This is a genomic window from Hydrogenophaga sp. Root209, from assembly GCF_001428625.1.
In the GTDB taxonomy this organism is placed as follows: Bacteria; Pseudomonadota; Gammaproteobacteria; order Burkholderiales; family Burkholderiaceae_C; genus Hydrogenophaga.
Genome location: NZ_LMIE01000005.1, coordinates 162295 through 186890, shown reverse-complemented (window position 1 = coordinate 186890; position 24596 = coordinate 162295). Strand labels below are relative to the sequence as shown.

23 protein-coding genes are annotated in these 24596 nt (G+C 65.3%); 11 read left to right on the top strand and 12 right to left on the bottom strand.

Annotated elements, in window-relative coordinates; genetic code table 11:
* Nucleotides 1-75: 75 nt before the first annotated feature.
* Nucleotides 76-981: a LysR family transcriptional regulator gene (locus ASE11_RS06080; RefSeq protein ID WP_056267937.1), complete on the bottom strand. Its 906-nt coding sequence runs from the start codon at nucleotides 979-981 to the stop codon at nucleotides 76-78.
* Nucleotides 982-1106: 125 nt separating this feature from the next.
* On the opposite strand from ASE11_RS06080, the gene ASE11_RS06075 reads away from it, so the two are divergent.
* Together ASE11_RS06075 and ASE11_RS06070 are read left to right on the top strand one after the other, a co-directional pair.
* Complete coding sequence (locus ASE11_RS06075) at nucleotides 1107-2093, top strand: tripartite tricarboxylate transporter substrate binding protein (protein ID WP_056267932.1); 987 nt, start codon at nucleotides 1107-1109, stop codon at nucleotides 2091-2093.
* Entirely contained in the window at nucleotides 2093-2986 is an 894-nt protein-coding gene (locus ASE11_RS06070) for an amidohydrolase family protein (protein WP_056267928.1), read from the top strand. The genes ASE11_RS06075 and ASE11_RS06070 overlap by 1 nt, the downstream gene beginning before the upstream one ends.
* A gap of 28 nt (nucleotides 2987-3014) precedes the next feature.
* On the opposite strand, the gene ffh is transcribed toward ASE11_RS06070, so the two are convergent.
* Nucleotides 3015-4385, bottom strand: coding sequence for a signal recognition particle protein (ffh, locus tag ASE11_RS06065; RefSeq protein WP_056267925.1), 1371 nt, complete (start codon nucleotides 4383-4385; stop codon nucleotides 3015-3017).
* A gap of 173 nt (nucleotides 4386-4558) precedes the next feature.
* Between ffh and ASE11_RS06060 the strand changes: the two genes are divergently transcribed.
* The 5 genes from ASE11_RS06060 (at nucleotide 4559) to ampD (ending at nucleotide 9728) form a co-directional block, all read left to right on the top strand.
* On the top strand, nucleotides 4559-5359 hold the full coding sequence (locus tag ASE11_RS06060) for an inner membrane protein YpjD (RefSeq protein WP_056267921.1): 801 nt from the start codon (nucleotides 4559-4561) through the stop codon (nucleotides 5357-5359).
* 12 nt (nucleotides 5360-5371) lie between these two features.
* A complete protein-coding gene (locus ASE11_RS06055; protein WP_056267916.1) occupies nucleotides 5372-5620 on the top strand; it encodes a PP0621 family protein in 249 nt (82 codons plus the stop codon).
* Nucleotides 5621-5668: 48 nt separating this feature from the next.
* Nucleotides 5669-7459, top strand: coding sequence for a sensor histidine kinase (locus ASE11_RS06050; RefSeq protein WP_082585557.1), 1791 nt, complete (start codon nucleotides 5669-5671; stop codon nucleotides 7457-7459).
* A gap of 23 nt (nucleotides 7460-7482) precedes the next feature.
* Complete coding sequence (locus tag ASE11_RS06045; protein WP_056267911.1) at nucleotides 7483-8991, top strand: sigma-54-dependent transcriptional regulator; 1509 nt, start codon at nucleotides 7483-7485, stop codon at nucleotides 8989-8991.
* 86 nt (nucleotides 8992-9077) lie between these two features.
* Nucleotides 9078-9728 carry a 1,6-anhydro-N-acetylmuramyl-L-alanine amidase AmpD gene (ampD, locus tag ASE11_RS06040; RefSeq protein ID WP_056267908.1) on the top strand — a complete coding sequence of 217 codons (651 nt, stop codon included), beginning with the start codon at nucleotides 9078-9080 and terminating at the stop codon, nucleotides 9726-9728.
* A 174-nt stretch (nucleotides 9729-9902) separates the two neighbouring features.
* Here the strand turns inward: ampD and ASE11_RS26460 are convergent, their stop codons facing one another.
* Complete coding sequence (locus ASE11_RS26460; RefSeq protein ID WP_235501212.1) at nucleotides 9903-10346, bottom strand: hypothetical protein; 444 nt, start codon at nucleotides 10344-10346, stop codon at nucleotides 9903-9905.
* Here ASE11_RS26460 and ASE11_RS06035 point away from each other — a divergent pair.
* The 3 genes from ASE11_RS06035 to ASE11_RS25225 all read left to right on the top strand — a co-directional run bounded on the left by ASE11_RS06035 (nucleotide 10228) and on the right by ASE11_RS25225 (nucleotide 15211).
* Complete coding sequence (locus ASE11_RS06035) at nucleotides 10228-13092, top strand: ribonucleoside-diphosphate reductase subunit alpha (protein WP_235501209.1); 2865 nt, start codon at nucleotides 10228-10230, stop codon at nucleotides 13090-13092. The two genes, ASE11_RS26460 and ASE11_RS06035, sit on opposite strands and share 119 nt — an antisense overlap.
* A gap of 141 nt (nucleotides 13093-13233) precedes the next feature.
* Nucleotides 13234-14436, top strand: coding sequence for a ribonucleotide-diphosphate reductase subunit beta (locus ASE11_RS06030; protein ID WP_056267900.1), 1203 nt, complete (start codon nucleotides 13234-13236; stop codon nucleotides 14434-14436).
* Between the two features lie 226 nt (nucleotides 14437-14662).
* On the top strand, nucleotides 14663-15211 hold the full coding sequence (locus tag ASE11_RS25225) for a histone H1-like DNA-binding protein (RefSeq protein ID WP_082585556.1): 549 nt from the start codon (nucleotides 14663-14665) through the stop codon (nucleotides 15209-15211).
* Nucleotides 15212-15273: 62 nt separating this feature from the next.
* On the opposite strand, the gene ASE11_RS06020 is transcribed toward ASE11_RS25225, so the two are convergent.
* The 7 genes from ASE11_RS06020 to ASE11_RS05990 all read right to left on the bottom strand — a co-directional run bounded on the left by ASE11_RS06020 (nucleotide 15274) and on the right by ASE11_RS05990 (nucleotide 21346).
* Nucleotides 15274-16164 carry a carbohydrate kinase family protein gene (locus ASE11_RS06020; protein WP_056267896.1) on the bottom strand — a complete coding sequence of 297 codons (891 nt, stop codon included), beginning with the start codon at nucleotides 16162-16164 and terminating at the stop codon, nucleotides 15274-15276.
* Nucleotides 16165-16193: 29 nt separating this feature from the next.
* Nucleotides 16194-17168, bottom strand: a complete 975-nt coding sequence (locus ASE11_RS06015) for a DUF3426 domain-containing protein (protein ID WP_056267893.1) — start codon at nucleotides 17166-17168, stop codon at nucleotides 16194-16196.
* Nucleotides 17169-17199: 31 nt separating this feature from the next.
* Entirely contained in the window at nucleotides 17200-18129 is a 930-nt protein-coding gene (gene prmA / locus ASE11_RS06010; protein WP_268766272.1) for a 50S ribosomal protein L11 methyltransferase, read from the bottom strand.
* Nucleotides 18119-19468, bottom strand: a complete 1350-nt coding sequence (accC, locus tag ASE11_RS06005; protein WP_056267886.1) for an acetyl-CoA carboxylase biotin carboxylase subunit — start codon at nucleotides 19466-19468, stop codon at nucleotides 18119-18121. Before accC ends, prmA begins: the two co-directional genes overlap by 11 nt.
* Nucleotides 19469-19485: 17 nt before the next feature.
* Nucleotides 19486-19941: an acetyl-CoA carboxylase biotin carboxyl carrier protein gene (gene accB, locus ASE11_RS06000; RefSeq protein ID WP_056267882.1), complete on the bottom strand. Its 456-nt coding sequence runs from the start codon at nucleotides 19939-19941 to the stop codon at nucleotides 19486-19488.
* 248 nt (nucleotides 19942-20189) lie between these two features.
* Entirely contained in the window at nucleotides 20190-20717 is a 528-nt protein-coding gene (locus ASE11_RS05995) for a TlpA family protein disulfide reductase (protein ID WP_056267878.1), read from the bottom strand.
* Nucleotides 20714-21346: a hypothetical protein gene (locus tag ASE11_RS05990; RefSeq protein WP_056267874.1), complete on the bottom strand. Its 633-nt coding sequence runs from the start codon at nucleotides 21344-21346 to the stop codon at nucleotides 20714-20716. The genes ASE11_RS05995 and ASE11_RS05990 overlap by 4 nt, the downstream gene beginning before the upstream one ends.
* A 90-nt stretch (nucleotides 21347-21436) precedes the next feature.
* On the opposite strand from ASE11_RS05990, the gene mpl reads away from it, so the two are divergent.
* Nucleotides 21437-22822, top strand: a complete 1386-nt coding sequence (gene mpl / locus ASE11_RS05985) for a UDP-N-acetylmuramate:L-alanyl-gamma-D-glutamyl-meso-diaminopimelate ligase (RefSeq protein ID WP_056267872.1) — start codon at nucleotides 21437-21439, stop codon at nucleotides 22820-22822.
* 105 nt (nucleotides 22823-22927) lie between these two features.
* Here the strand turns inward: mpl and ASE11_RS05980 are convergent, their stop codons facing one another.
* Complete coding sequence (locus ASE11_RS05980) at nucleotides 22928-23248, bottom strand: hypothetical protein (protein WP_056267867.1); 321 nt, start codon at nucleotides 23246-23248, stop codon at nucleotides 22928-22930.
* A 74-nt stretch (nucleotides 23249-23322) separates the two neighbouring features.
* Nucleotides 23323-24456 carry a 3-deoxy-7-phosphoheptulonate synthase gene (locus ASE11_RS05975; protein WP_056267863.1) on the bottom strand — a complete coding sequence of 378 codons (1134 nt, stop codon included), beginning with the start codon at nucleotides 24454-24456 and terminating at the stop codon, nucleotides 23323-23325.
* Nucleotides 24457-24596: the final 140 nt, after the last annotated feature.

The window sequence follows — 24596 nt, the reverse complement described above, 5'->3', positions numbered from 1 at the left end:
GTGGCCGAAACAAATGAATTGTTCTTGCCGATCCATGCGCCAGATTCATCTGGCGCCGTGCCCCCCGCCGGCGGATCAGACAGCGGCGATGCGGCTCTGAATCAGGGCCACGGCCCGCTCCCTGACGAACACCTCCTGCTCGCTCGGCACCGCATCGCGCCGTGTGAGCACGGCCAGCGTGCGCGCGATCACCGGTGCCTCCAGCGGCACCACGACCACACCTGGCCCCGGCGCAGCCACCAGCAAGGGAACGACGGTCAGGCCCAACCCGCCGCGCACCATCTCGACCGCCATCGCGGTGTGCTGCGCTTCCAGGCGCCAGCGCAGTTGCTCGCGCAGCACGCCCAGCGACTCGTCGATCGTGATGCTGTTGCCCGATGTCATGCTGATGCGGATCAGCGCTTCGCCGCGCAGGTCTTCCCACGGGACTTTCGCGCGCCCGGCCAGCGCGTGCCCCTCGGGGCACAGCAACACGAAAGGCTCATCGCCGATGCGCCGCACGTCGAGCTCGGCGTGCGTGGCCTGGGGTCGCATCACGCTGATGCCGAAAGCGGCGGTGCGCGAGTCCACCAGCTCGAGGATCTCGTGGATGCTGCTGTCGAACACCCGCACCGGCGTGTCGGGCCAGCGCTCGCGGCACTCGCGCAGCACATCGATGAACACGCCCGATGCCAGGGTGGGCAGGCAGGCCAGCACCAGCCAGTTGTTGGCGTTCTGGCCATGCTTGCGAACGGTTTCGCAGGAGGCACCGAGCTCCTGCACCGCGTTGCGCGCGCGCGGCAGCAAGGCGCGACCCGCATCGGTGAGCGAAACCTCCCGTGTGGTGCGTGCGATCAGGCGCACCCCGAGGGTCTCCTCCAGCTTGCGCATGCGGTGGCTGACGGCGGTTTGCGACAGGTTGAGCTGGGCCGCCGCGAGCTGGAAGCTGCCGCACTCGACGATGGCGAGGAAGGCCTGGATGCCCAGGAAATCAATCGGCATGGGAAGAACAGGCCCTCATGAAACGGGTTCATCGGCGGATGCAAACAAATCATTTGTTTGTGAAGGAGGCCGGTGGTGTACTGCGCGCCTTGCGCCGCCCCCCAACCCATGCCGGAGACCCACACATGTCCTTCTCTTCATCGCGCTCACGCTGGATCACGATTATGGTCGTGATCGGCACCATGGCATTGAGCATGTCATCGCCCGCACGCGCCGCCTACCCCGATCAACCGATCCGGCTGGTCGTGCCGTTCCCCGCCGGCGGGACCGTCGACTTCGTGGCCCGTCTGGTCGCCACGCAACTCGGCCAGCAGCTCGCAACACCGGTGGTGGTGGAGAACCTGCCGGGCGCTGGCGGCACCATCGCCACGGCGCGCGTCGCCAAGGCCCCGGCCGATGGCTACACGCTGCTGTTTGCGACACCCAACCACACCATCAACCCTTCGTTGGTACCCAACCTGCCGTTCGACACCGAGAAGGACCTGGCACCGGTGTCGCTGGTGGCGGAGATTCCTGAACTGCTGGTGGCCAACAGCTCGCAGCCGTTCAACAACTTCGCCGAGTTCGTGGCCTACGCCAAGGTCAACCCGGACAAGCTGAACTACGCCTCGGCCGGCAATGGCACCCTGCCGCACATCACCATGGAGTTGCTGCTGCAGCGCCTGGGCACGCGCGTCACACACGTGCCGTACCGCGGTGCTGCGCCGGCCATGAACGACCTGCTGGGCGGCGTGGTGGCGGTGAAGATGGACACCATCGCCACCGCCACCCAGCACATCAAGTCCGGCCGGCTCAAGCCACTCGCCATTGCCAGCCTGCAGCGCTCTGCGCTGATGCCCGATGTACCGACAGTGGCGGAATCGGGCATTCCGGGCTACCAGGGCATCCTGTGGATGGGCATCCTCGCTCCCGCCGGCACGGACGCAGCGCGCATCGCCAGTCTGCACAAAGCCATCACCGCGTTCGCGCGCACGGCGGCTTTCCAGGGCAAACTCAAGACAGATGGGGTGAACACGGTGGCCAGCGATCCGGCGTCCTTCGCAAAGCTGATCCACACCGAAATTGGCCAATGGGCGGATGTCGTGCGCAAGTCGAACATCAAGGCGGATTGATGTCGTTGTCCCCATCTTCACCGCCGCTGACGCAGCCCCCGGACCACCACCCACGCAAGCCGGACACGGCCTGCCCGCCAGGGGCCATCGACTGCCACATCCACCTCTTCGGTCCTGCCGCTCAGTACCCGTTCCACCCCGACAGCAGGTACGTGTCCGAGGACGCTCTGCCGGAGATGCACATGCATCTGCAGGACACCCTGGGTCTGGCCGGTGCGGTGGTGGTGAGCGGTGGTGGCTATGGCACGAACACCACTCATCTGAGCCACGTGCTCGAACGGCATCCGGGTCGCTTCAAGGGAGTGGCCCTGTTGCCTGCCGATGTGACGCGCGCCGAACTGCGACGGCTGGACGCACTGGGTGTGCGGGGCGCGCGCTTCGTGAGCCCGGGCCACCGGGGGGCGCTGCCCCGGCTGGACCCACGCATGGCGTCCCTGGTGGCCGACCTGGGCTGGCACGTGCAGTTCTACCCATTCGGCGATGACCTGCTGACGTTTGCGGACGCGCTGCTGGCCTTGCCCAACAGCGCCATCGTGCTGGACCACTTCGCCGCGTTGCCTGCGTCGGGCGGGGAGACGCAACCGGCCTTCCTGCGCCTGCTGGAGTTGCTGGACACCGGGCGCTTCTGGGCCAAGCTCTCGGGGCCGATGCGCTGCACCACAGGTGAATTTCCATACGAGGAGGTCACTCCGTTGGCGCAGGCACTGGTCAGGGCGGCGCCACACCGATTGGTCTGGGGCACCGACTGGCCGCATGTGAACATGAACGGTCGTGGCATGCCCAACGACGGCGACCTGTTCGACCTGCTGGCGCGATGGGTGCCCGATGCCGCCGTGCGGCAGCGCATCCTGGTCGACAACCCGCGCGCGCTGTACGGGCCGTTTGGTCCCTGAGTCGGGACCGCGGCGCGAGCGCGCGCCTTCAGCCCATGCCGGGCAGCTTGGGCATGCCCTTCATGCCCCCCATGCGCTTCATCATCTTCATCATCCCGCCGCCCTTCATTTTTTTCATCATGCCCTGCATCTGCTCGAACTCCTTGAGCAGGCGGTTGACTTCCTGCACCTGCACGCCGGCCCCTGCAGCGATGCGGCGCTTGCGCGTGGCCTTGATGATCTCGGGCTTGCGGCGCTCCTTGAGCGTCATGCTGCAGATGATGCCTTCCTTGCGCTTGATGTCTTTTTCGGCGCGGCCCAGGTCGGCTTCGCTGGCCTTGGCCGCCATGCCGCTGGGCAGCTTGTCCATCAGGCTGGAGAGGCCGCCCATCTGTTTCATCTGACGGATCTGGTCCAGAAAATCATTGAGGTCGAAACCCTCGCCGCTCTTGACCTTGGCCGCGAGCTTTTGCGCCGCCGCCATGTCGACCCCGGCCGTGACCTGCTCGACCAGCGCAAGGATGTCGCCCATGCCCAGGATGCGCCCGGCATGGCGCTCGGCGTCGAACACCTCCAGGCCGTCGATCTTTTCCGACACGCCAGCGAACTTGATGGGCGCGCCCGTGATCGCGCGCACCGACAGCGCCGCGCCACCGCGTGAGTCGCCGTCGAGCTTGGTGAGGATGATGCCGGTGAGCGGCAGCGCGTCCTTGAAGGCCTTGGCGGTGTTGATCGCGTCCTGGCCCTGCATGGCATCGACCACGAACAGTGTTTCCACCGGCTTGAGCACGGCGTGCAGTTCCTGGATCTCGCGCATCAGCGCTTCGTCGATCGCGAGCCGGCCGGCGGTGTCGACCAGCAGCACATCAAAGTAGTGTTTGCGCGCGTAGTCGATGGCGGCACGCGCAATGTCCACCGGCTTCTGGTCGGGTGTGCTGGGGAACCACTCGGCGCCGGCCTGCGCCGTCACGGTCTTGAGCTGTTCGATGGCAGCAGGGCGGTACACGTCGCCCGAAACAGTGAGCACCTTCTTCTTGCGCTTCTCGATCAGGTGCTTGGCTAGCTTGGCGGTGGTGGTGGTCTTGCCGGCGCCCTGCAGGCCGGCCATGAGAATGACGGCGGGCGGTTGCGCCGCGAGGTTGATGTCGGCCACGCCATCGCCCATGGTGAGCGCGAGCTCGCGGTTGACGATGCCCACCAGGGCCTGCCCGGGCGTGAGCGAACCCACCACCTCCTGACCCAGCGCCTTCTCTTTCACCCGGGCGATGAAGTCGCGCACCACGGGCAGGGCCACGTCGGCCTCCAGCAGGGCCATGCGCACCTCGCGCAGCATGTCGGTGACGTTGGTCTCGGTGATGCGGGCCTGGCCGCGCATTTCCTTGACGATGCGTGAGAGTCGGTCGGAAAGGGCTGATGCCATGCTGCGCTCGGGTGGAGGGAGAAGAACCCGCCGGCCGCGGGGTCCGCGCCGGCTGGGAGGGGTGTCGGGCCATTGGCCGGGGCACCGGCGGTTGGCAACGGTCAAGGCCGTTAAACTCCGCCAATGATTTTAGCCGCGCCCACCCCCAGCCCGCTGCGCGCGCCCCAGCCCACATGAACCTGCTGCCATCGCTCGCCACCAGCCTGCCCGCGGTGGTGCTCTCAGGCCTTGCGGCATTGGCCTATGCCGTCGTGGCCTGGGTCCATCCCCATGCGTCGGCGATGCAGAGTCGCGCGCTGCTCACCGTGGCCTGGCTGCTGCACCTGGGCGTGCTGGTGCTCGGCCTGTTCGAGCACCCCGCGCGTTTCGGCTTCGCCCCCTCGTTGTCGGTCACCGCCTGGCTGGTGCTCACCGTCTACATGATTGAAAGCCGTCTGTATCCCCAATTGCGCGAGCGCTGGACCTTCGCCCTCCTGGGCACCGCTGTGGTGCTGCTGGCCCTGGTGTTCCCGGGCACGCCCTACCCCGCATTGCGCTCGAACTGGATGCCTCTGCACTGGGCGCTGGGCATTGCGTCTTACGGACTCATCGCTGTGGCGGTGGCTCACGCCTGGTTGATGCAGCGCGCCGAGAAGGCCATGCGCCTGGGCGCCTCTGCCGAAACTGCCATGCCGCTGCTCACACTGGAGCGCTTGACCTTCCGCTTCGTGGCGGCCGGGTTCGTGCTGCTCACGGCCACACTGCTGGCGGGCTGGTATTTCTCCGAGCTGCTCAACCACCGCTGGGTGTGGGACCACAAGACCGTCTTTTCGGTCTTGTCCTGGATCACCATGGCCGTGCTGCTCTGGGGACGGTGGCGTCTGGGCTGGCGCGGCCGCTTTGCCGCACGCATGCTCTACCTGGGCGCCGGGCTGCTGCTGCTGGGTTATGCCGGCTCTCGTTTCGTGCTCGAAGTCCTGCTGCAGCGCAGCTGAACCACTGTCCACATGAAATACCTGCTCGTCCTCGTCGTGGTGATGGTGGCCTTCTATGTGTGGCGCAACAACCGCATCACCGACCGCTCGGACGCCTCGCGCCCCCCACCCGCGCGCCCAGGTGGACCGCGCCTGCCGGTCGTGATGGTGGCTTGCAAGCACTGCGGCACCCACCTGCCCCAGGGCGACACGGTGCAGGGAACCCTGGGCCCCTATTGCAGTGCCGAACACCGCCGGCTGAAGGAAGGCGGTTCGGCATGAGCACGCCGTGCTTGACCCCGGCCGACAGGCCTGATCAACGGAGCTGAGATGGCCCGAGAGGAAAGCTCGCAGTTCGCCCCTTCGTGGTTTGTTGCCTTCGAGTCCGGCAACCACCAGGGGCGTGAGCAACGCCTGCGCGCTTTCGTTCGCCTGTGGGTGGCCTTCATGCGGGCGCGGGTGTTCATCGCGATCGTGCTGCTGGCCTTGCAGATCTTCATGGTGGTCACCGGCACAGGCGGCCCCGACTGGCTGCTGCTGCTGGCGGCTGTGCACCTCACCGCCACCCTGGTGGTGCTCTATGCATGGCGGCCGGTGGAGCAAGGCAAGCCGATCCAGCTCCAGTGGGTGCTGACCATCGGGGTCGATGTGGTGGTGTTCGCGCTGCTGCAGTTCTTCCAGACCGGCTCCATCAACTACACACCGCTGTTTGCCCTGCCGGTCTTGCTGGCCTCCATCCTCGGTCCGCTGCTGCTGGCCATGGCCACCGCCGCCTGCGTCACGCTGTACCTGCTGACCGAAGCCATCCTGAGCGCGCCGCTGTTCAGCGACATCGCCACGGCGCGCTTGCTGCAAGCCGGCCTGGCCAGCACCGGATTCTTTCTGGTGGCGGTGCTGGCCAACCAGCTGGCCATCCGCCTGGCGCGGGAAGAGGCACTGGCCTCCAGCAGCCAGGCCGCCGCGCGCACGCAGGCGCAGGTCAACGAACTGGTGATCGAGAGCCTGAGCGTGGGCGTGCTGGTGGTCGACCCGCATGGTGTGGTGCGCAACGCCAACCCCGCCGCGCAGATCATGCTGATGGGCGAGGCCTATCCCCAGGCCGCCAAGCTGCTGCTTTCGGCGCGCCCCAGCTGGAGCCACCTGTCCGACCTGGTGAGCGAGACCTTCGTGCTGGGACAGGCACTCGAAACGGAGACCACCATCGACAACGAGGACCGCCCCAGCCAGCGGCTGCACGCCCGCACGCGGCTCACCTCGCGCGGCGGACGCAGCACCGGTCTGTGCGTGCTGTTCCTGGAAGACCTGCGCGAGGTGGAAGCCCGTGTGCGCACCGAGAAGCTCGCGTCCATGGGTCGCATGTCGGCTGCGGTGGCCCACGAAATCCGCAACCCGCTCTCGGCCATCACCCAGGCCAATGCGCTGCTGGATGAAGAGGTGAAAGACGCTTCGCAAAAGCGGTTGATTCACATGATCGAGCAGAACGCCCAGCGGCTCTCGCGCATCGTGGACGACATCCTCAACGTTGCCCGGGCACAGCCCGTGCGCGGCGACGGCTCGACCCCCAGCATGGCGTTGGACCCGCTGGTGCGCCAGATCACGATGGACTGGTTGCGCCAGAATCCGGCCAAGGGGGTGCTCGGTGTGCACCTGCATGCGCCCCAGGCCCATGTGGAGTTCGATCCCGAGCACCTGCGGCGCCTGCTGGTCAACCTGCTGGACAACGCCTTGCGCCACGCGTCGGGCAATCCCTCGTCCATCCGTGTCGTCACCCAACCCAATGGCAGCGAGCACAGCCGGCTTTCGGTCTGGAGCGACGGCCAGCCACTGGAAGCCAGCGTGATGCGCCATTTGTTCGAACCCTTCTTCTCATCCGAGAGCCGCTCCAGCGGCCTGGGCCTGTACATCTGCCGCGAGCTCTGCGAGCGCTACGGCGCCCAGATCGCCTACCAGCGCGTGCGGCTGGACCAACTGGAAGGCAACGAGTTCTTCGTGACCATGCCCAACGGCCACGCCGGTCCGCAACCCGTGCAGCAAAGCCTGGCCTACCCGGCCAACGATTCGCGGCCCTACAGCACCCGCTTCAGCCCGACCCTGGGCGACCCCCCACTGGCCCCGGGCTGAGCATTCAGCACGCACGCCACCCCATGGCCACCAACCCCAACGCCGCGTCCATCCCGGCCTCCGTGCTCGTCGTCGACGACGAGCCCGACCTGCGCACGCTGTACGAGCTCACCCTGCTGCGCGAGGGCCATGCGGTGGTGGCCGCCGCCGACCTCGCCCAGGCACGCGAGTGGCTGGCCCAGCAGCGCTTTGACGTGCTGATCTCCGACATGCGCCTGCCCGATGGCCTGGGACTGGAGTTGCTGCGCGAGCTCACCGACGCCCAGCGCACCGAGAAGTGCATCGTCATCACCGCCTTTGGTTCGGCCGACAACGCGGTGGAGTCGCTCAAGGCGGGCGCGTTCGACTACCTCACCAAACCGGTGGATCTGAAACAACTGCGCAACGCGGTGACGCAGGCGGTGCAGAGCCAGCGCCATCCGCTGATGGGCAACCAGATGCGCGCGGGCAACAGCCCGGCCGGCGGTGCAGAACCCATGCGCAGCGCCCCACCGCCGCCCTCGGGCCTGAAGTCGCTCTCGCGCATCGTCGGCCGTGCCGCCAGCATCGTGCAGATCAAGGGCCGCATTGAAAAGGTGGCCACCAGCATGGCGCCGGTGCTGATCCTGGGCGAGTCGGGCACCGGCAAGGAGCTGGTGGCACGTGCCGTGCACGACTGCAGCCACCGCAGCGGCGGTCCGTTCGTGGCGGTGAACTGCGGCGCCATTCCAGAGAATCTCATCGAGGCCGAATTCTTTGGCGCGCGCAAGGGCGCCTACACCGGAGCCACACATGATCGCGAAGGCTACTTCCAGGCGGCCAAGGGTGGCACGCTCTTCCTCGACGAAATCGGCGACCTGCCGCTGGCCATGCAGGCCAAGCTGCTGCGCGTGATCCAGGAGCGGCGCGTGCGCGCACTCGGTGGCGTGCAGGAGGAAGCCGTGGACGTGCGCCTGGTGAGCGCCACGCACCGGGACCTCACCGCCCTGGTGCAGGGGGGACAGTTCCGCCAGGACCTGTTTTACCGGCTCAATGTGATCGAGCTGCGCACACCCTCGCTGCGCGAGCGGCGCGACGACCTGCCCGAGCTGGCCCACGCGCTGCTGCAACGCATCTGCAACGAGACGGGCCAGCCCGCACCCGAGCTCTCCAACCAGGCGCTCGACTGGCTGAAGGCGCGCGAGCTGCCCGGCAACGTGCGCGAACTCGAGAACCTGCTGCAGCGCGCCTTGGCCTTGAGCAGCGGCAGCCAGCTGGAGCCCGAGGACTTCGGTGACACCGACGATTCGGACGAGGTCCCCACACAGCCCGACCAGTTGCCCGACTCGGTGCTCGCCGCGGCAGCGGCGGCCACGGTGCCCGAAGAAATCCCGGCCGATCTGCAGTCCTACCTCGACGAACAAGAGAAACAAGTGCTGCTCAAGGCCCTGCGCGAATGCGACTTCAACCGCACCGCGGCCGCGGCCCGGCTGGGCCTGAACCTGCGGCAGATGCGCTACCGCATCCAGCGCCTGGGTATCGCCATGCCGTCCAGCGACGACGATGCAGTTTGAATTGAACACCCCCGCGGCACTGCGTGCCACCCCCTCAAGGGGGCAACACCTGCGGCCCGGCAAAGCCGGTTCCGCGGTGTTTCTGGATGGGCGTTGTTTCTTTCGTTGCAGCTCGCTCAAACGCGAGCGGGGGTTCTGACGTGGCCGATTCGGCTTGGTGCGATGGCTGGCTGACGACCGCACGTCACTGCCCGTCGCCCAATCACGGGCCCAGGCCGCCAGGCTCGGTGATCGACCTGATCGTGCTGCACTCCATCAGCCTGCCCCCTGGGGTGTATGGCGGCCCCGAGGTGGAGCAGCTCTTCACCAACGCGCTCGACTGGGACGCTCATCCCTACTTCGGGCAGATCCGGGACATGGAGGTCTCGGCGCATTTCTTCATCCGCCGTGATGGCGAACTGGTGCAGTTCGTCGACGCCGATGCGCGCGCCTGGCATGCGGGTGCCTCGAGCTGGCGGGGCCGCGAGAACTGCAACGACGACTCGATCGGCATCGAGCTGGAGGGGCTGGAGGGCGAGCCGTTCGAAGCTGCGCAATACGCCACCCTCAGCCAGCTGTGCCACCGCTTGCAGGAGCGCTATCCGGTGACACACATTGCGGGCCACGAACACATCGCGCCTGGCCGCAAACAGGACCCGGGCCCCGGATTCGACTGGGCGCGTCTGCAACACGACCTAGCCTGGTCAAGTGCGTACTTTCCCGATGCGGTGACCGGCACGGATCCACCCATCGCCTGAAACGCAACGTCGGACGCGTTCCACCAACACGGGGTCTTACGCCTTTCGCGGCACACCGGGGCAAATCGCGCTGCAACGCCCGCCGTTGCTGCCCCCAAACGGCAGCACCCAGATTTTTCGGGTGCTCCAGGCTGCCTTGTCCCGGTGAGCCTGTTTGGTGCAATCGGGCTCACTTCAAAACAGCCCGAACCCCACTCCAGTTACCGAGGTGGTTTTTTCTCCAAACACTACCTGTAGTGCCTTGAAGAGCACCCACACACCAGATATAGTGTGTGTTCCGCGTTTCCAGATTCGACAAAGTCCACGTTGTTCCGGCCCGTTTTCACCCCGCTGAGAACTTTTTGGCACCCCGAACAACGCCGCGAGCCCGAACTGAAACCGAATGTCCTGCTCCCCGACCCCGCGCCCTGCGAGCAGGCCCATCACAACAAATGAAAGAGGAACCATGCTGACCGCTTCCCCCAACACATCCGCTCCGACCGCCTCCCAGAAGCAGCCCATCGGTTCATCCACGTCCGCTCCAGCGACCACGAGCAGCTCGGTGTTCGCCCAGTACCAGATCATCCGCCGCAACGGCGCGGTGGTCTCGTTCGAACCCAGCAAGATCGCCGTGGCCATGATGAAAGCTTTCCTGGCCGTGCACGGCACCCAGGGCGCGGCATCGGCCAGCGTGCGCGAGACGGTGGATGAGCTCACGCAGAACGTGGTGCGTGCCCTGATGCGTTCGCGCCCCGGTGGCGGCACCTTCCACATTGAAGACGTGCAGGATCAGGCCGAACTCGGCCTGATGCGCAGCGGCCACCACGAAGTCGCCCGCGCCTATGTGCTCTACCGCGAGCGCCGCACGCAAGAGCGCGCCCACCAGGCCGAAGTGGCCAAACCGACAGAAGCCACGCTGCACGTGATTGACGGCGGCCAGCGCGTGCCGCTCGACCTGCTGCGCCTGCAAGCGCTGATCGCCGATGCCTGCAGCGGCCTGGGCAAGGACATCCACGCCGACCCGATCGTGGCCGAGACCAAACGCAACCTGTACGACGGCGTGCCGATCGAAGAGGTCTACAAGGCCTCCATCCTGGCCGCGCGCACGCTGATCGAAAAAGACCCCGACTACACCTACGCGACCGCGCGCCTGCTGCTGCACACCATCGTCAAAGAAGTCATGGGCGAAGAAGTGCCCTCCTCCGAGATGGGCGCGCGCTACGCCGACTACTTCCCGCAGTTCATCAAGAAGGGCGTGGACAACGACCTGCTCGACGAACGCCTGCTGCAGTTCGACCTGGCCCGCCTGGGTGCCGCGCTCAAGCCCGAGCGCGACCTGCAGTTCGACTACCTCGGCCTGCAGACGCTGTATGACCGCTACTTCCTGCACGTGCGCAAGACCCGCATCGAGCTGCCCCAGTCGTTCTTCATGCGCGTGGCCATGGGCCTGTCGCTCAACGAGATCGACCGCGAAGCGCGCGCCATCGAGTTCTACGAAGTGCTCTCCTCGTTCGACTTCATGTCGTCCACCCCCACCCTGTTCAACAGCGGCACCCTGCGCTCGCAGCTCTCCAGCTGCTACCTGACCACCGTGCCCGACGACCTCGACGGCATCTACGAGTCGATCAAGGAAAACGCGCTGCTCTCCAAGTTCGCCGGCGGCCTGGGCAACGACTGGACCCGTGTGCGTGCCCTGGGCTCGCACATCAAAGGCACCAACGGCGAGTCGCAAGGTGTCGTGCCGTTCCTCAAGGTCGTCAACGACACCGCCGTGGCAGTGAACCAGGGCGGCAAGCGCAAGGGCGCCGTTTGCACCTACCTGGAAACCTGGCACCTGGACATCGAAGAATTCCTGGAGCTGCGCAAGAACACCGGCGATGACCGCCGCCGCACCCACGACATGAACACGGCGAACTGGATTCCCGACCTGTTCATGAAACGCGTGATGGAAAAAGGCGAATGGAGCCTGTTCTCGCCCAACAGCGTGCCCGACCTGCACGACCTGTTCGGCGCCGACTTCGAGAAGGCCTACGTGGCCTACGAAGAAAAGGCCGCGCGCGGCGAAATCAAGCCCTACCGCAAGGTGCCTGCCAGCGACATGTGGCGCAAGATGCTCTCGATGCTGTTCGAGACCGGCCACCCTTGGATCACGTTCAAGGACGCCTGCAACGTGCGCTCGCCACAGCAACACGCTGGCGTGGTGCACAGCTCCAACCTCTGCACCGAGATCACGCTCAACACCAGCGACACCGAAACCGCCGTGTGCAACCTGGGCTCGATCAACCTGCTGCAACACTTGAAAGATGGTCAGATGGACCACGACAAGCTGCAGAAGACGATCAAGACCGCGATGCGCATGCTCGACAACGTGATCGACATCAACTACTACGCCGTCAAGAAGGCGCGCGACTCCAACATGCGCCACCGCCCGGTGGGTCTGGGCGTGATGGGCTTCCAGGACGCGCTGTACGAACTGCGCATCCCTTACGCCTCCAACGAAGCGGTGGAGTTCGCCGACCGTTCGATGGAAGCCGTCTGCTACTACGCCTACTGGGCCTCCACCGAACTCGCTCGCGAGCGCGGCCGCTACGCCAGCTACAAGGGCTCGCTGTGGGACAAGGGCGTCCTGCCACTCGACACGCTCGATCTGTTGTCGCGCGAACGCGGCGGTTATGTGGACGTGGACCGCTCGGTCAGTCTCGACTGGGACGCGCTGCGCCAGAAGATCGCCACCGACGGCATGCGCAACTCCAACTGCGTGGCCATCGCACCGACCGCGACCATCTCCAACATCATCGGCGTGGACGCCTCCATCGAGCCCTGCTTCGGCAACCTCTCGGTGAAGTCCAACCTCTCGGGTGAATTCACCGTCATCAACGGCTACCTGGTGAAAGACCTGAAGCGGCTGGGCCTGTGGGACGACGTGATGGTCATGGACCTCAAACACTTCGACGGTTCGCTGCGCCCGATCGACCGCGTGCCGCAAGAAGTGAAGGCGCTCTACGCCACCGCGTTTGAAGTTGAACCGCTGTGGCTGGTGGAAGCCGCTGCGCGTCGCCAGAAGTGGATCGACCAGGCGCAAAGCCTGAACATCTACATGGCCGGCGCATCGGGCAAGAAGCTCGACGACACCTACAAGCTCGCTTGGTTGCGTGGTCTCAAGACCACTTACTACCTGCGCACCACGTCGGCCACGCAAGCCGAAAAATCCACCGGCCGCACCGGACAACTCAACGCCGTGTCGCTGGACGCAACCACCGCAGGCATGGCCGCCACCACCGCTGCCAATGCAGCCGCGGCATCGAGCGCTGCGTTGTCCGAAGCACCCGCCACCGACATCAAGTTCTGCGCGATCGACGACCCCGGTTGCGAAGCGTGTCAGTAAATCAGCGAGCTCTTGTGTGATGTGTGCTGTGTTCAACGAGACGCAATCGATGCGACACAGCAACACAAACACAGCGCATCGCGCACGAGCACTTTGCAATTCATGCAGACACTTTGATAATCCGAGGAATTGGAAACACCTATGTTGACCTGGGACGATCACACCACGCCCTCCACGAAGCCAGCGAACAACCCCATGCCCTCCGGCATGCAGGGTCTGCAAGCCTCACTGTCGAGTGAGCGCACCGCCTCCTCTGCAGTCGCATCCTCCGCCCCTTCTTTCGTCTCGAACGCCGCGCCAGCGAAGGCGCCTGTTGCCGCCGCAGGTCGTCGCGTCAACGCTGCCGACAAACGCATCATCAACGGCCAGACCGACGTCAACCAGCTGGTGCCGTTCAAATACAAGTGGGCCTGGGAAAAATACCTCGCCACCTGCGCCAACCACTGGATGCCGCAGGAAGTGAACATGAGCCGCGACATCGCGCTCTGGAAAGATCCCAACGGCCTGACCGAAGACGAGCGCCGCATCGTCAAGCGCAACCTCGGCTTCTTCGTGACCGCCGATTCGCTCGCCGCCAACAACATCGTGCTGGGCACCTACCGCCACATCACCGCGCCCGAGTGCCGCCAGTTCCTGCTGCGCCAGGCCTTTGAAGAAGCGATCCACACGCACGCCTACCAGTACATCGTGGAGTCACTCGGCCTGGACGAGTCCGAGATCTTCAACGCCTACAACGAAGTCCAGTCGATCCGCGACAAGGACGAGTTCCTGATCCCCTTCATCGAAGCGATCATGGACCCGAACTTCCACACCGGGACCCCCGAGACCGACCAGCGCCTCTTGAAGAGCCTGATCGTCTTCGCGTGCCTGATGGAAGGACTGTTCTTCTACGTCGGCTTCACGCAGATCCTGGCGCTGGGTCGCCAGAACAAGATGACCGGTGCCGCCGAGCAGTACCAGTACATCCTGCGCGACGAGTCCATGCACTGCAACTTCGGTATCGATCTGATCAACGCGATCAAGATGGAGAACCCGATGCTGTGGACGCCTGAATTCAAGGAAGAGATCAAGCAGCTGTTCCTCAAAGCCGTCGAGCTCGAGTACCGCTACGCCGAAGACACCATGCCGCGCGGCGTGCTCGGCATGAACGCTTCCATGTTCAAGGGCTACCTGCGTTACATCGCCAACCGGCGCGCCACGCAGATCGGTCTTGAGCCCATGTTTCCGAACGAAGAGAACCCGTTCCCCTGGATGAGCGAGATGATCGACCTCAAGAAGGAACGCAATTTCTTCGAAACCCGCGTGATCGAATACCAGACGGGCGGCGCCCTGTCCTGGGACTGATGCCACCGCCGGGGTCGCACTGCCTATTTGGATTTACCCTCACATGCGTTTCAACATTTCAGAACCTTGCCACCGGCACCTTGGTGCCGTGGGCAGGGCTCTGTCACAGGATTCAACACCTTGGGGCCAGCCGTGGATGCATCCACACGGCTCCAGCGCGTTGAATCACTTCACCGGCACAGTGACCGGATGAAGTGCTCTTTGCAACTTGATCAAGGAGAAAACAATGGCAACTGCGAAAAAAGCCCCGGCTAAAAAAGCTGCGGTAAAAAAGGCCGCCCCGGCCAAGAAAGTCGCTGCGAAGAAAGCAGCTCCAGCGAAGAAGGCCGCCCCGGCCAAGAAGGTTGTCGCGAAGAAAGCTGCACCGGCCAAAAAGCCAGCAGCGAAGAAAGCGGCTCCTGCGAAGAAGGCTGCACCGGCGAAGAAAGCCGCTGCGAAGAAAGCTGCACCGGCCAAGAAGCCGGCAGCCAAAAAGCCTGCGGTGAAGAAGGCTGCACCGGCGAAGAAAGCCGCTGCGAAGAAGCCTGCTGCGAAGAAAGCGGCTCCTGCGAAGAAGGCCGCACCGGCGAAGAAAGCCGCTGCGAAGAAGCCTGCTGCTAAAAAAGCAGCGCCTGCAAAGAAGGCAGCTCCGGCCAAGAAGGCCGCCGTCGCGAAGGCAGCCCCAGCAAAAAAAGCTGAGCCGGCCAAGAAGCCGGCGGCCCCTGCTGCTCCTGCGGCTCAAACGAAGCTCAACCCGCAGGCTGCCTGGCCGTTCCCCACGTCCAGCAAGCCCTGAAGTCGTCCTTGAGATGACTTGGCAAGCCCGGCGCGAAAGCGCCGGGCTTTTTCACGTCTGTTTCAGAGCGATGGGGCCGTGTAGTTCTGGCCACCGCGGGTCGATATTTTGGCCGCCCCCATGCGATTGCCCAGATCAGCGCAACGCGCCAGCGACCAGCCTTGCTCCAGCCCGTGCAACAGCGCCGCGCGGAACGCGTCGCCGCAACCCGTGGGATCGACCACCTCTGTTGCCTTCACGCCGGGCACCACGGTCTTCTGACCACCTTCCCACACCTCGCACCCATGCTCCGCCAGCGTGACGATGAGTCCGCGCACGCGAGCCGCGATGTCTTGAAACGAGAGTCCGGTGCGATCGGACAGCATCTTGCCTTCGTAATCATTCACCGTGATCCAGGTGGCCAGCTCGATGAACTGCTTGAGCTCCTCGCCGTTGAACATCGGCAAGCCCTGGCCTGGATCGAACACGAAGGGCACGCCCGCTGCGTGCAACTGTTTCGCGTGGGTGAGCATCGCGTCGCGACCATCGGGCGAAATGATGGCCACGGTGAGGTCCTTGCGCGTGGGCACCGGGTTCTCGTGGGCCATCGACATGGCGCCTGGGTGGAACGCGGTGATCTGGTTGTTGTCGCGGTCCGTCATGATCATGGCCTGCGCGGTGTAGCTCTCGGCCGCACTGTTCACATGCGCGGTGTCCACGCCCAACGCCTGCATGCGCGCCAGGTATTCCTGGCCGTCGTTGCCCAGCGTGGCCAACGGCACGGCGTGTGCGCCCAATTGCCTCAGGCCATACGCGATGTTGCCGGCGCAACCACCGTACTCGCGGCGCAGGGCGGGAACCAGAAACGACACGTTGAGGATGTGCAGCTGGCTGGGCAGGATCTGCTCGGCAAAGCGACCCTCGAACGTCATGATGGTGTCGAAAGCAAGCGATCCGCAAACAAGAATGGGCATGGTGAAGTCGATCAGGAGAGTTGAAAGGGTCAGGGATAGAAAACCAGGGCGCGGTAGCCGGCCATGGGCGTGGCTTCGCCCACCGAGAGTGAGAGGCGGAAACTCACGTTCAGCGAGCTTTGCGCCGGAATCACGGTGGGCGCATCCGGCCACTCTTCGGGCAAGAACACGCGCCGCGAAATGACCGCATCGCGTGTGTCGGTCAGGCTCAATTCGAGTGCGGGCAGGGCCAGCGCCATGTCGGCTGTGTTCTTGAGCACGAGGTCGAACGAATGGAAGTTGCCCAGGCGGCGCACCAGCGCAGAACTGTCGATCACGATGGCATCGATGTTGCGCACCGGTCCCACGGCGCACCCGATCGGCGCGCAGACCTGCTGCAACAACGGCAACAGATCGGGCCGCCATGCGGCGATCCGATCGCGCTCGTGCAATGCCCACTGGGCCACCAGCAATGCCGCCAGCAGCAAGGCCAGGAAAGACAGTCCGACGCGCACGCTGCGTGATTGCCAGAAGGCACGCTGCTGCGCTTGACGCACAAATCCGGGAACCGCCTCGGGATCCACGCTGTCAACGGCTTCGTTGTCAGGACTCTCCGAGGGTGCGACAACTGGCTTGTCGCTGGTGGTCGAAGCCGTCACCGGGACAGCAGCGGCCTCTGCGTCCGCAGCCGCCTTGGCGGCCGCGAACCGCTGAAGTTCGGTGCTGAAATCGGCATCGGCTGGCGCGCCTTCGAGGGGATCGTGCGGCAGTGATGCGGGTGGCCTGGTGATGAGCTCGTCCCCGTGGGAATCGTTGGCGGTGGTGAGCTCGGCCTGCGGCGCCTGGGGTTCTGGAAGTGACCCCGCGGGTGCTGGTGCGCCCGGCACCCAAGGCTCCAAGTAGAGCGTGGCGTCGAACACATCGGCGCAATGCCCACAACGCACCCAGCCTTCGGAGATCTTCAGCTGATCGGCGACGATCCGGAAGGTCGTTCCGCAAGCCGGGCAACGGGTGGTGAAACTCATGCGCCGATTATCGCGGGCGCTGCGCGGCGGCTCAGGCCTTGACCGCGGTCATGAGGATCCAGCCATCCTCTTCGTCGCTGACCTGCAACGCCACCCAGGGCGCATAGGCTTCAATCAACTCGTCGGCCTGGCGCGCCAGGATGCCCGCGAGCACGAGCTTGCCGCCCGAGCGCACATGCGAGCACAGCAGCGGGGCCAGCACCTTGAGCGGTGTGGCCAGGATGTTGGCCAGCACGAGGTCATGCTCACCCTGCGCGATGTCGGGCAAGCCTTCGCTCAACCTGACGTGGTTGGCAGATGCGTTGAGCCGGGTCGACTCCACCGCGGCCGGGTCGATGTCCACCGCCACAATCTCGCGCGCACCGAACTTGGCCGCGCCGATGGCCAGAATGCCGGAACCGCAGCCGTAGTCGAGCACACGCTCACCCACCGGCGGGTGCTGAGCCGTCCAGCGCAAACACATGCGGGTGGTGGGGTGTGTCCCCGTGCCAAATGCCAAGCCCGGGTCGAGCCGGATGATCTGCTCGGCCGCGGCGGGCGGTTCGTGCCAGCTCGGCACGATCCAGAAGGTAGGCGTGATCTCCACCGGTGCAAACTGAGACTGCGTGAGGCGCACCCAATCCTGCTCAGGCACGGACTGCACGCCCAGCACCGCGCAGCCCTCAAAAAAATCCTGCAGCTTGAGCAACTCGGCCGCTTCGCGCGCTGCGGTATCGGAGGCGAACAGGGCCACCACACGCGAACGCTGCCAGCCCTCCTTGGGTGGCGGCATGCCGGGTTCGCCAAACAGCGCCTGTTCGGCATCGGTCATGGCGTCGGCGTCTTCCACCGAGGTGCTCAAGGCGTCCAGCGCATCCAGCGCATCGCTCACAGCCTCGACCGATGCTTCGGGCACCATGAGCACCAGCTCAAAAAGAGACCCAGCCGATGGCTGGGCCTGGGAAGCGCAATCAGCGTTCACGTTGGGAGAGCCACTCTTCAAGGTAGTGGATGTTGGTGCCGCCAGCCACAAAGCTGGCATCCACCATCAGCTCACGATGCAGCGGGATGTTGGTCTTGATGCCTTCGATCACCGTCTCTGCCAACGCCGTGCGCATGCGGGCCAGCGCCTGCTCGCGCGTGTCACCATGCACGATGATCTTGCCGATCATGGAGTCGTAGTTCGGCGGCACGAAGTAGTTGGTGTAGGCGTGTGAGTCCACGCGCACACCCGGGCCGCCCGGCGCGTGCCAGGTCGTGATGCGACCAGGCGAGGGCGTGAACTTGTAGGCGTCTTCGGCGTTGATGCGGCATTCGATGGCGTGCCCGCGCAGCTGGACCTGGCGCTGCGTGAACGGCAGTTTTTCACCCGCCGCCACCGCAATCTGCGTGCGCACGATGTCCACACCCGAGATCCATTCGGTCACCGGGTGCTCCACCTGAACCCGGGTGTTCATTTCGATGAAATAGAACTCACCGTTCTCGAACAGGAATTCAAACGTGCCGGCGCCGCGGTAGCCGATCTTCTTGCAGGCGGCGGCACAACGCTCGCCGATCTTCTCGATCAGCCGGCGCGGGATGCCGGGCGCCGGCGCTTCTTCGATCACCTTCTGGTGGCGACGCTGCATGGAGCAGTCGCGCTCGCCCAGATACACCGCATTGCGGTGCGTGTCGGCCAGAATCTGGATCTCGATGTGGCGCGGGTTCTGGAGAAACTTCTCCATGTAGACCTCGGCGTTGCCGAACGCGGCACCGGCTTCGGCCTTGGTGGTCTGCACGGCGTGCAGCAGCGCGGCCTCGGTGTGCACCACGCGCATGCCGCGTCCGCCGCCACCCCCCGCGGCCTTGATGATCACCGGGTAGCCCACGGCCTTGGCCGTGCGCTTGATCACCACCGGATCGTCGGGCAGCGCGCCCTCGGAACCCGGCACACAGGGCACGCCGGCGCGGATCATGGCCTGCTTGGCCGACACCTTGTCGCCCATGAGGCGGATGGAGTCGGGCGACGGGCCGATGAAGGTGAAGCCGCTCTTCTCCACACGCTCGGCGAAGTCGGCGTTCTCCGACAGGAAGCCATAGCCGGGGTGGATGGCTTCGGCGTCGGTCACCTCGGCGGCCGAGATGATGGCCGGCATGTTGAGGTAGCTGTGGGTGCTGGAAGCCGGGCCGATACAGACGGCTTCGTCGGCCAGACGCACGTACTTGGCGTCGCGGTCGGCCTCGGAGTACACCATCACCGCCTTGATGCCCATTTCGCGGCAGGCGCGCTGCACGCGCAGTGCGATTTCCCCGCGGTTGGCGATCAGGATTTTCTTGAACATGGGCTCGGGGCCTTTTTTTATTCGATCACGTACAAGGGCTGGCCGTATTCCACAGCCTGGCCGTTGTCCACCAGGATCTTGGTCACGGTGCCGGATTTGTCGGCTTCGATTTCATTGAGGATCTTCATGGCCTCGACGATGCAGATCGTCTCGCCTTCCTTGATGGTGTCGCCAATCTCGACGAAGGGCTTGGCACCGGGGCTGGACGCTCGGTAGAACGTGCCGACCATGGGTGACTTGACCGTGTGACCCACCGGCTCGGCGGGCGCTGCCGCCGCTGCGGGCGCCACTTCAACAGCCGGCACGGAGGGCGCCACGGGTGCGGGCGCCATGCTGTAGGTCACGGGCGCTGCGGCGGACACCGGCGTGCTCTTGACGATGCGGACCTTGCCCTCCGCTTCGGTGATCTCCAGTTCCGACACGTTTGACTCGGACACCAGATCGATCAGCGTCTTCAATTTTCTTAAATCCATGATTTCTCCAACGAAAAGCGGCTAATTTGTTCTAAATTCGATCAACGTCTGACTTGTCGGATCGCCCCGATCGGCTGGGGTGCCGCAGTGTACACGAAGGGGGCGCCGCCCGATCGAGGAACGCCCGCACGGTTGGGAGCGCACGCCAGCTCGCACGCACGGAACTTTTGGCGACAAAGCTGGAATTTAGCCCTTTATCCCAGGGCGTTCCCAGCAACGGACCAGCGGTCGATCACCCTGCCGTGGTGTCAGCCCAGCTGCGCCCATTGGGCCAGATCGGCCTCGGACACCTTGCCGATCTTGCGGTGCACGACCGCGCCTTCCGCACCGAACACGACCGTGTACGGCAGGCCGCCGCTCGGGTTGCCCAAGCTGCGGCTGAGCTCGGTCCCGGCGAAGCCCGCCATGCCCACGGGGAAATTCAGCGGCAACTTCTGCATGAAGCTGCGCACCGCGCCGGGCTGGTCCACCGCCAGCCCGAGCACCTGCCAACCCTGGGCCGCGTTGGTTTTGTTGAAGGCGTTGAGCAGGGGCAACTCTTCCACACACGGCGGGCACCAGGTGGCCCAGAAATTCACCAGCAAGGGTCGCCCGCGCATGGCGGTCAGGTTCACCGCCTCACCATTCGGGCCTTCGAAGCTGCTGGCCCAGAACGCCGCTTCGGCCTCGCTCATCACGGCTTGCGGCGCGATCCGGCGCCATGACATCCAGGCCCCCGCGCCGGCGGCGGCCACAGCGGCCCCGGTCATCAACACCGTTCTTCGTTGCAGTTTCATGAGGCGGGTTCGTCCAGTCCGGGGATTTCGGGTGCATCGACCATGCGTTGCAGCAGCGCCGCAGCGTCTCCTCGCGGCTTGCGGCCTTGGGCATCGGGCTTGAGGGCCCCACGCAGATCGTCGTGCTCGTGCACCATCAAATGAATGAGCACCCACTGGCCCAGCGCGTCGCAGCGGGTGCGCAAGGTGAGCGCCTCCACCGGTTCGCCGCGCCAGCCGTTCACCGTACCGGGGTGGTACTCCACCCGGTGATCGAGCAGTGCCCATTCCGGCGCCTTGGGGTCGTCGCAAAAGAGCTGCATGTAGATATCACTGTGGCGCGTGGCGGTTCCGTGCCAGACCGAGCCGCCCAGATGCGGGCGAAACGCCTTCAGGCGCTCCATCCACAGCAGGGCGAGTTCACGCAGGGCCAGCAACTCGCCTGGTTGGGTGTCGGCGCAGAAAATGTCGATGTGCTCGCGCACCGCCGCTTCCAGCGTGGTGTTGTCGGGCAGGGCCGTGCGCGCCGGCAAGCCGAGCTGCTTGACGGCCTGGCGTTTGGCTGCCGCGTACTCCAGCCCGTCCTCGACCACCAGGCGGGCGGCCACCGCCGCGATTTCAAAGGTGATGTCGTCCCGGCTCGCTTCCATGCTGGGGATTGTGCCCGCGCAGGGGTTTGGGTGCGGCAGCGTGCGGCCATACCCGCAAGGCCGGGGTGGGCCGCCACCTAGAATCGCCGGATGCACATACACATTCTGGGCATTTGCGGCACCTTCATGGGCGGCCTGGCCGCTCTGGCCCGCGAAGCCGGTCACCGCGTCACGGGTTGCGACGCCGGCGTCTACCCCCCCATGAGCGACCAACTGCGCGCGCTGGGCATCGACCTGATCGAGGGCTTCGGCGCCGACCAGCTCGCGCTCAAACCCGACGTGTTCGTGGTGGGCAACGTGGTCAGCCGCGCCCGAAGACCCGACGGCACGCCGAAATTCCCGCTGATGGAAGCCATCATGGACAGCGGCGCGGCCTACACCAGTGGCCCGCAGTGGCTGGCCGAACACGTGCTTCAGGGCCGGCATGTGCTGGCCGTGGCCGGCACCCACGGCAAGACCACCACCACCGCCATGTTGACGTGGATTCTGGAGGCCAATGGACTGCAGCCGGGTTTCCTGGTCGGTGGTGTCCCCATGAACTTCGGCGTTTCAGCTCGCTTGGGTCAGGGCAACACATTCACCATAGAAGCGGACGAGTACGACACCGCGTTTTTCGACAAGCGCAGCAAATTCGTTCACTACCGCCCGCGCACGGCGATCCTGAACAACCTCGAGTTCGACCACGCCGACATCTTTGACGACCTCGCCGCCATCGAACGTCAGTTCCACCACCTGATCCGCACCGTGCCGCCGTCGGGACGTGTGGTGTCCAACGGTCTGGAGGAAAGCCTGGACCGCGTGCTGCACCAAGGCCTGTGGAGCGAGCTGCGCACCTTCGGCGCGGCGGTGAGCGACTTCACGGCCGAGGGCGAACCCCACGCCTTCGACGTGCTCAACCAGGGCAAGCCGACGGGTCGCGTGGAGTGGTCACTCAGCGGCGTGCACAACCAGCTCAATGCGCTGGCGGCCATTGCGGCGGCTGAGCATGTGGGCGTGGCGCCGGCCGACGCTGCGCGGGCACTGGCCAGGTTCGAGAACGTGCGCCGTCGCATGGAGGTGCGCGGCACGGTGGCGCGCATGGATGGCGTGATCACGGTCTACGACGACTTCGCCCACCACCCCACCGCCATCCGCACCACGCTTGACGGCCTGCAGCGCCGCCTCGGCAGCCCGCGCGGGCGCATCCTCGCGGTGTTCGAGCCGCGCAGCAACACCATGAAGCTGGGCACGATGAAGTCACAGCTGCCGTGGAGCCTGGCAGCGGCCGATCTCGCGTTCTGCCACTCGGGTGGTCTGGACTGGGACGCCACCGAGGCCCTGGCGCCCATGGGCGCACGCGCCCAGATCGGCAAAACCATCGACGAGCTGGTGGCTCAGGTGGTGTCGGCCGCCCGGCCCGGGGACCACATCGTCTGCATGAGCAACGGCGGATTTGGCGGCGTGCACGAGCGCCTGCTCAAGGCGCTGGCCAACTGAAAAAGCCCTCACTGCCAGAGCTTCCGCGGAACTGGCTTTGCCAGGCCGCAGGATGCGCCTCCCTGGAGGGGGTGACGCCGAAGGCGGCGCGGGGGTGCTCCCCTGCTAGTAGCTCAACGCCTGGGCAGGGACATCCACCGACACCACGGGTTTTGCCAGCGCGGCGCTGGTCGCCCGTGCAAACGCCATGGCCCAGGCGCGGTGCGCCTCATCGCGAAAGCGCTCTTCGCCCACCGCCTCGGCCACCCCCAGGATCTTGTCGGCCGTGAGCACCTTGCCGGTGGGACGGATCGGCTCGCAGCCGAGGAACGTGAACTGCTCGTCCAGCCACGCGCGAGCCAGATCGTGCGGCATCGGCTGCACCTCTTCCAGATCGAAGTGGTAAACGGCCGAGCGGCCCCAGCTCACGGTGACTTGGCTTCGCATGGTGAATCTCCTGATGGGCTTCCATTGTGGCCCTCGCCCACGAGGAGGCACCCCGTGAAAGCCCGCAGACCGTTTCAGGCCTTCGCCTTGCGCGCGGACTGAACCGCGCCGGACAACACCTCGAGTGCCTGCAGCGAATCGCTCCAGCCCAGGCAGGCATCGGTGATGCTCTGTCCGTACTTGAGCGCGCCCACCTCGTCCTTGCCCGGGGTGAATTTTTGCGCGCCGGCTTCGATGTGGCTCTCGATCATCACGCCGAACACGCTGCGCGAGCCGCTGGCGATCTGGCTGGCGATGTCGCGCGCCACGTCGAGCTGCTTCTCGTGCTGCTTGCTGCTGTTGGCATGGCTGCAATCCACCATCAGGCGCGGCGCCAGCTTGGCGGCTTCGAGCTCCTTCACCGACGCGGCAACGCTGGCGGCGTCGTAATTGGGGGCCTTGCCGCCGCGCAGGATCACGTGGCAATCCTTGTTGCCGTTGGTCTGCACGATAGCGACCTGGCCGTTCTTGTGCACCGACAGGAAGTGGTGGCCACGCGAGGCAGCTTGAATCGCGTCGGTCGCAATCTTGATGTTGCCGTCGGTGCCGTTCTTGAAGCCGATCGGGGCTGAGAGGCCCGAGGCCAGCTCGCGGTGCACCTGGCTCTCGGTGGTGCGCGCGCCGATGGCGCCCCAGGCGATCAGGTCGCCGATGTATTGCGGCGAGATCACGTCAAGGAACTCGCTGCCGGCGGGCAGGCCCAGGCGGTTGATCTCGATCAGCAACTGGCGCGCGATGCGCAAGCCTTCGTCGATGCGGAAGCTCTCGTCCAGGTAGGGGTCGTTGATCAGCCCTTTCCAGCCCACCGTGGTGCGGGGCTTCTCGAAGTACACGCGCATCACGATCTCGAGTGTGTCGGCGTATTTCTCACGCAGTGGCTGCAGGCGGCGCGCGTAGTCCACCGCGGCGGCCGGGTCGTGGATGGAACACGGGCCGATGATCACCAGCAGGCGGTCGTCCTTGCCGTGCAGGATGTTGTGGATGCGCTGACGGGTCTGGCTGATCAGCCTCTCCACTGGCGTGCCGCCAATGGGGAAGAAGCGGATCAGGTGCTCGGGGGGTGGCAACACGGTGATGTCCTTGATGCGTTCGTCGTCGGTCTGGCTGGTCTTGTCGATCGAACGGGTGTGCCAGGCATCGCTGCTGGCTGGGGCATGTTTCGCGGTCATCACGGGGCTCCTGGGCTGGTGTTGCGGTTAAGGAAACAAGGTCGAAAAAAAACCGCCGGGCTGAGGGCTCCGGCGGTTTGATCGAGATGGGGTGATGCGCTTACAGCCTCGCCTCTCGTCCGCCGGGGACTGAGAACCAA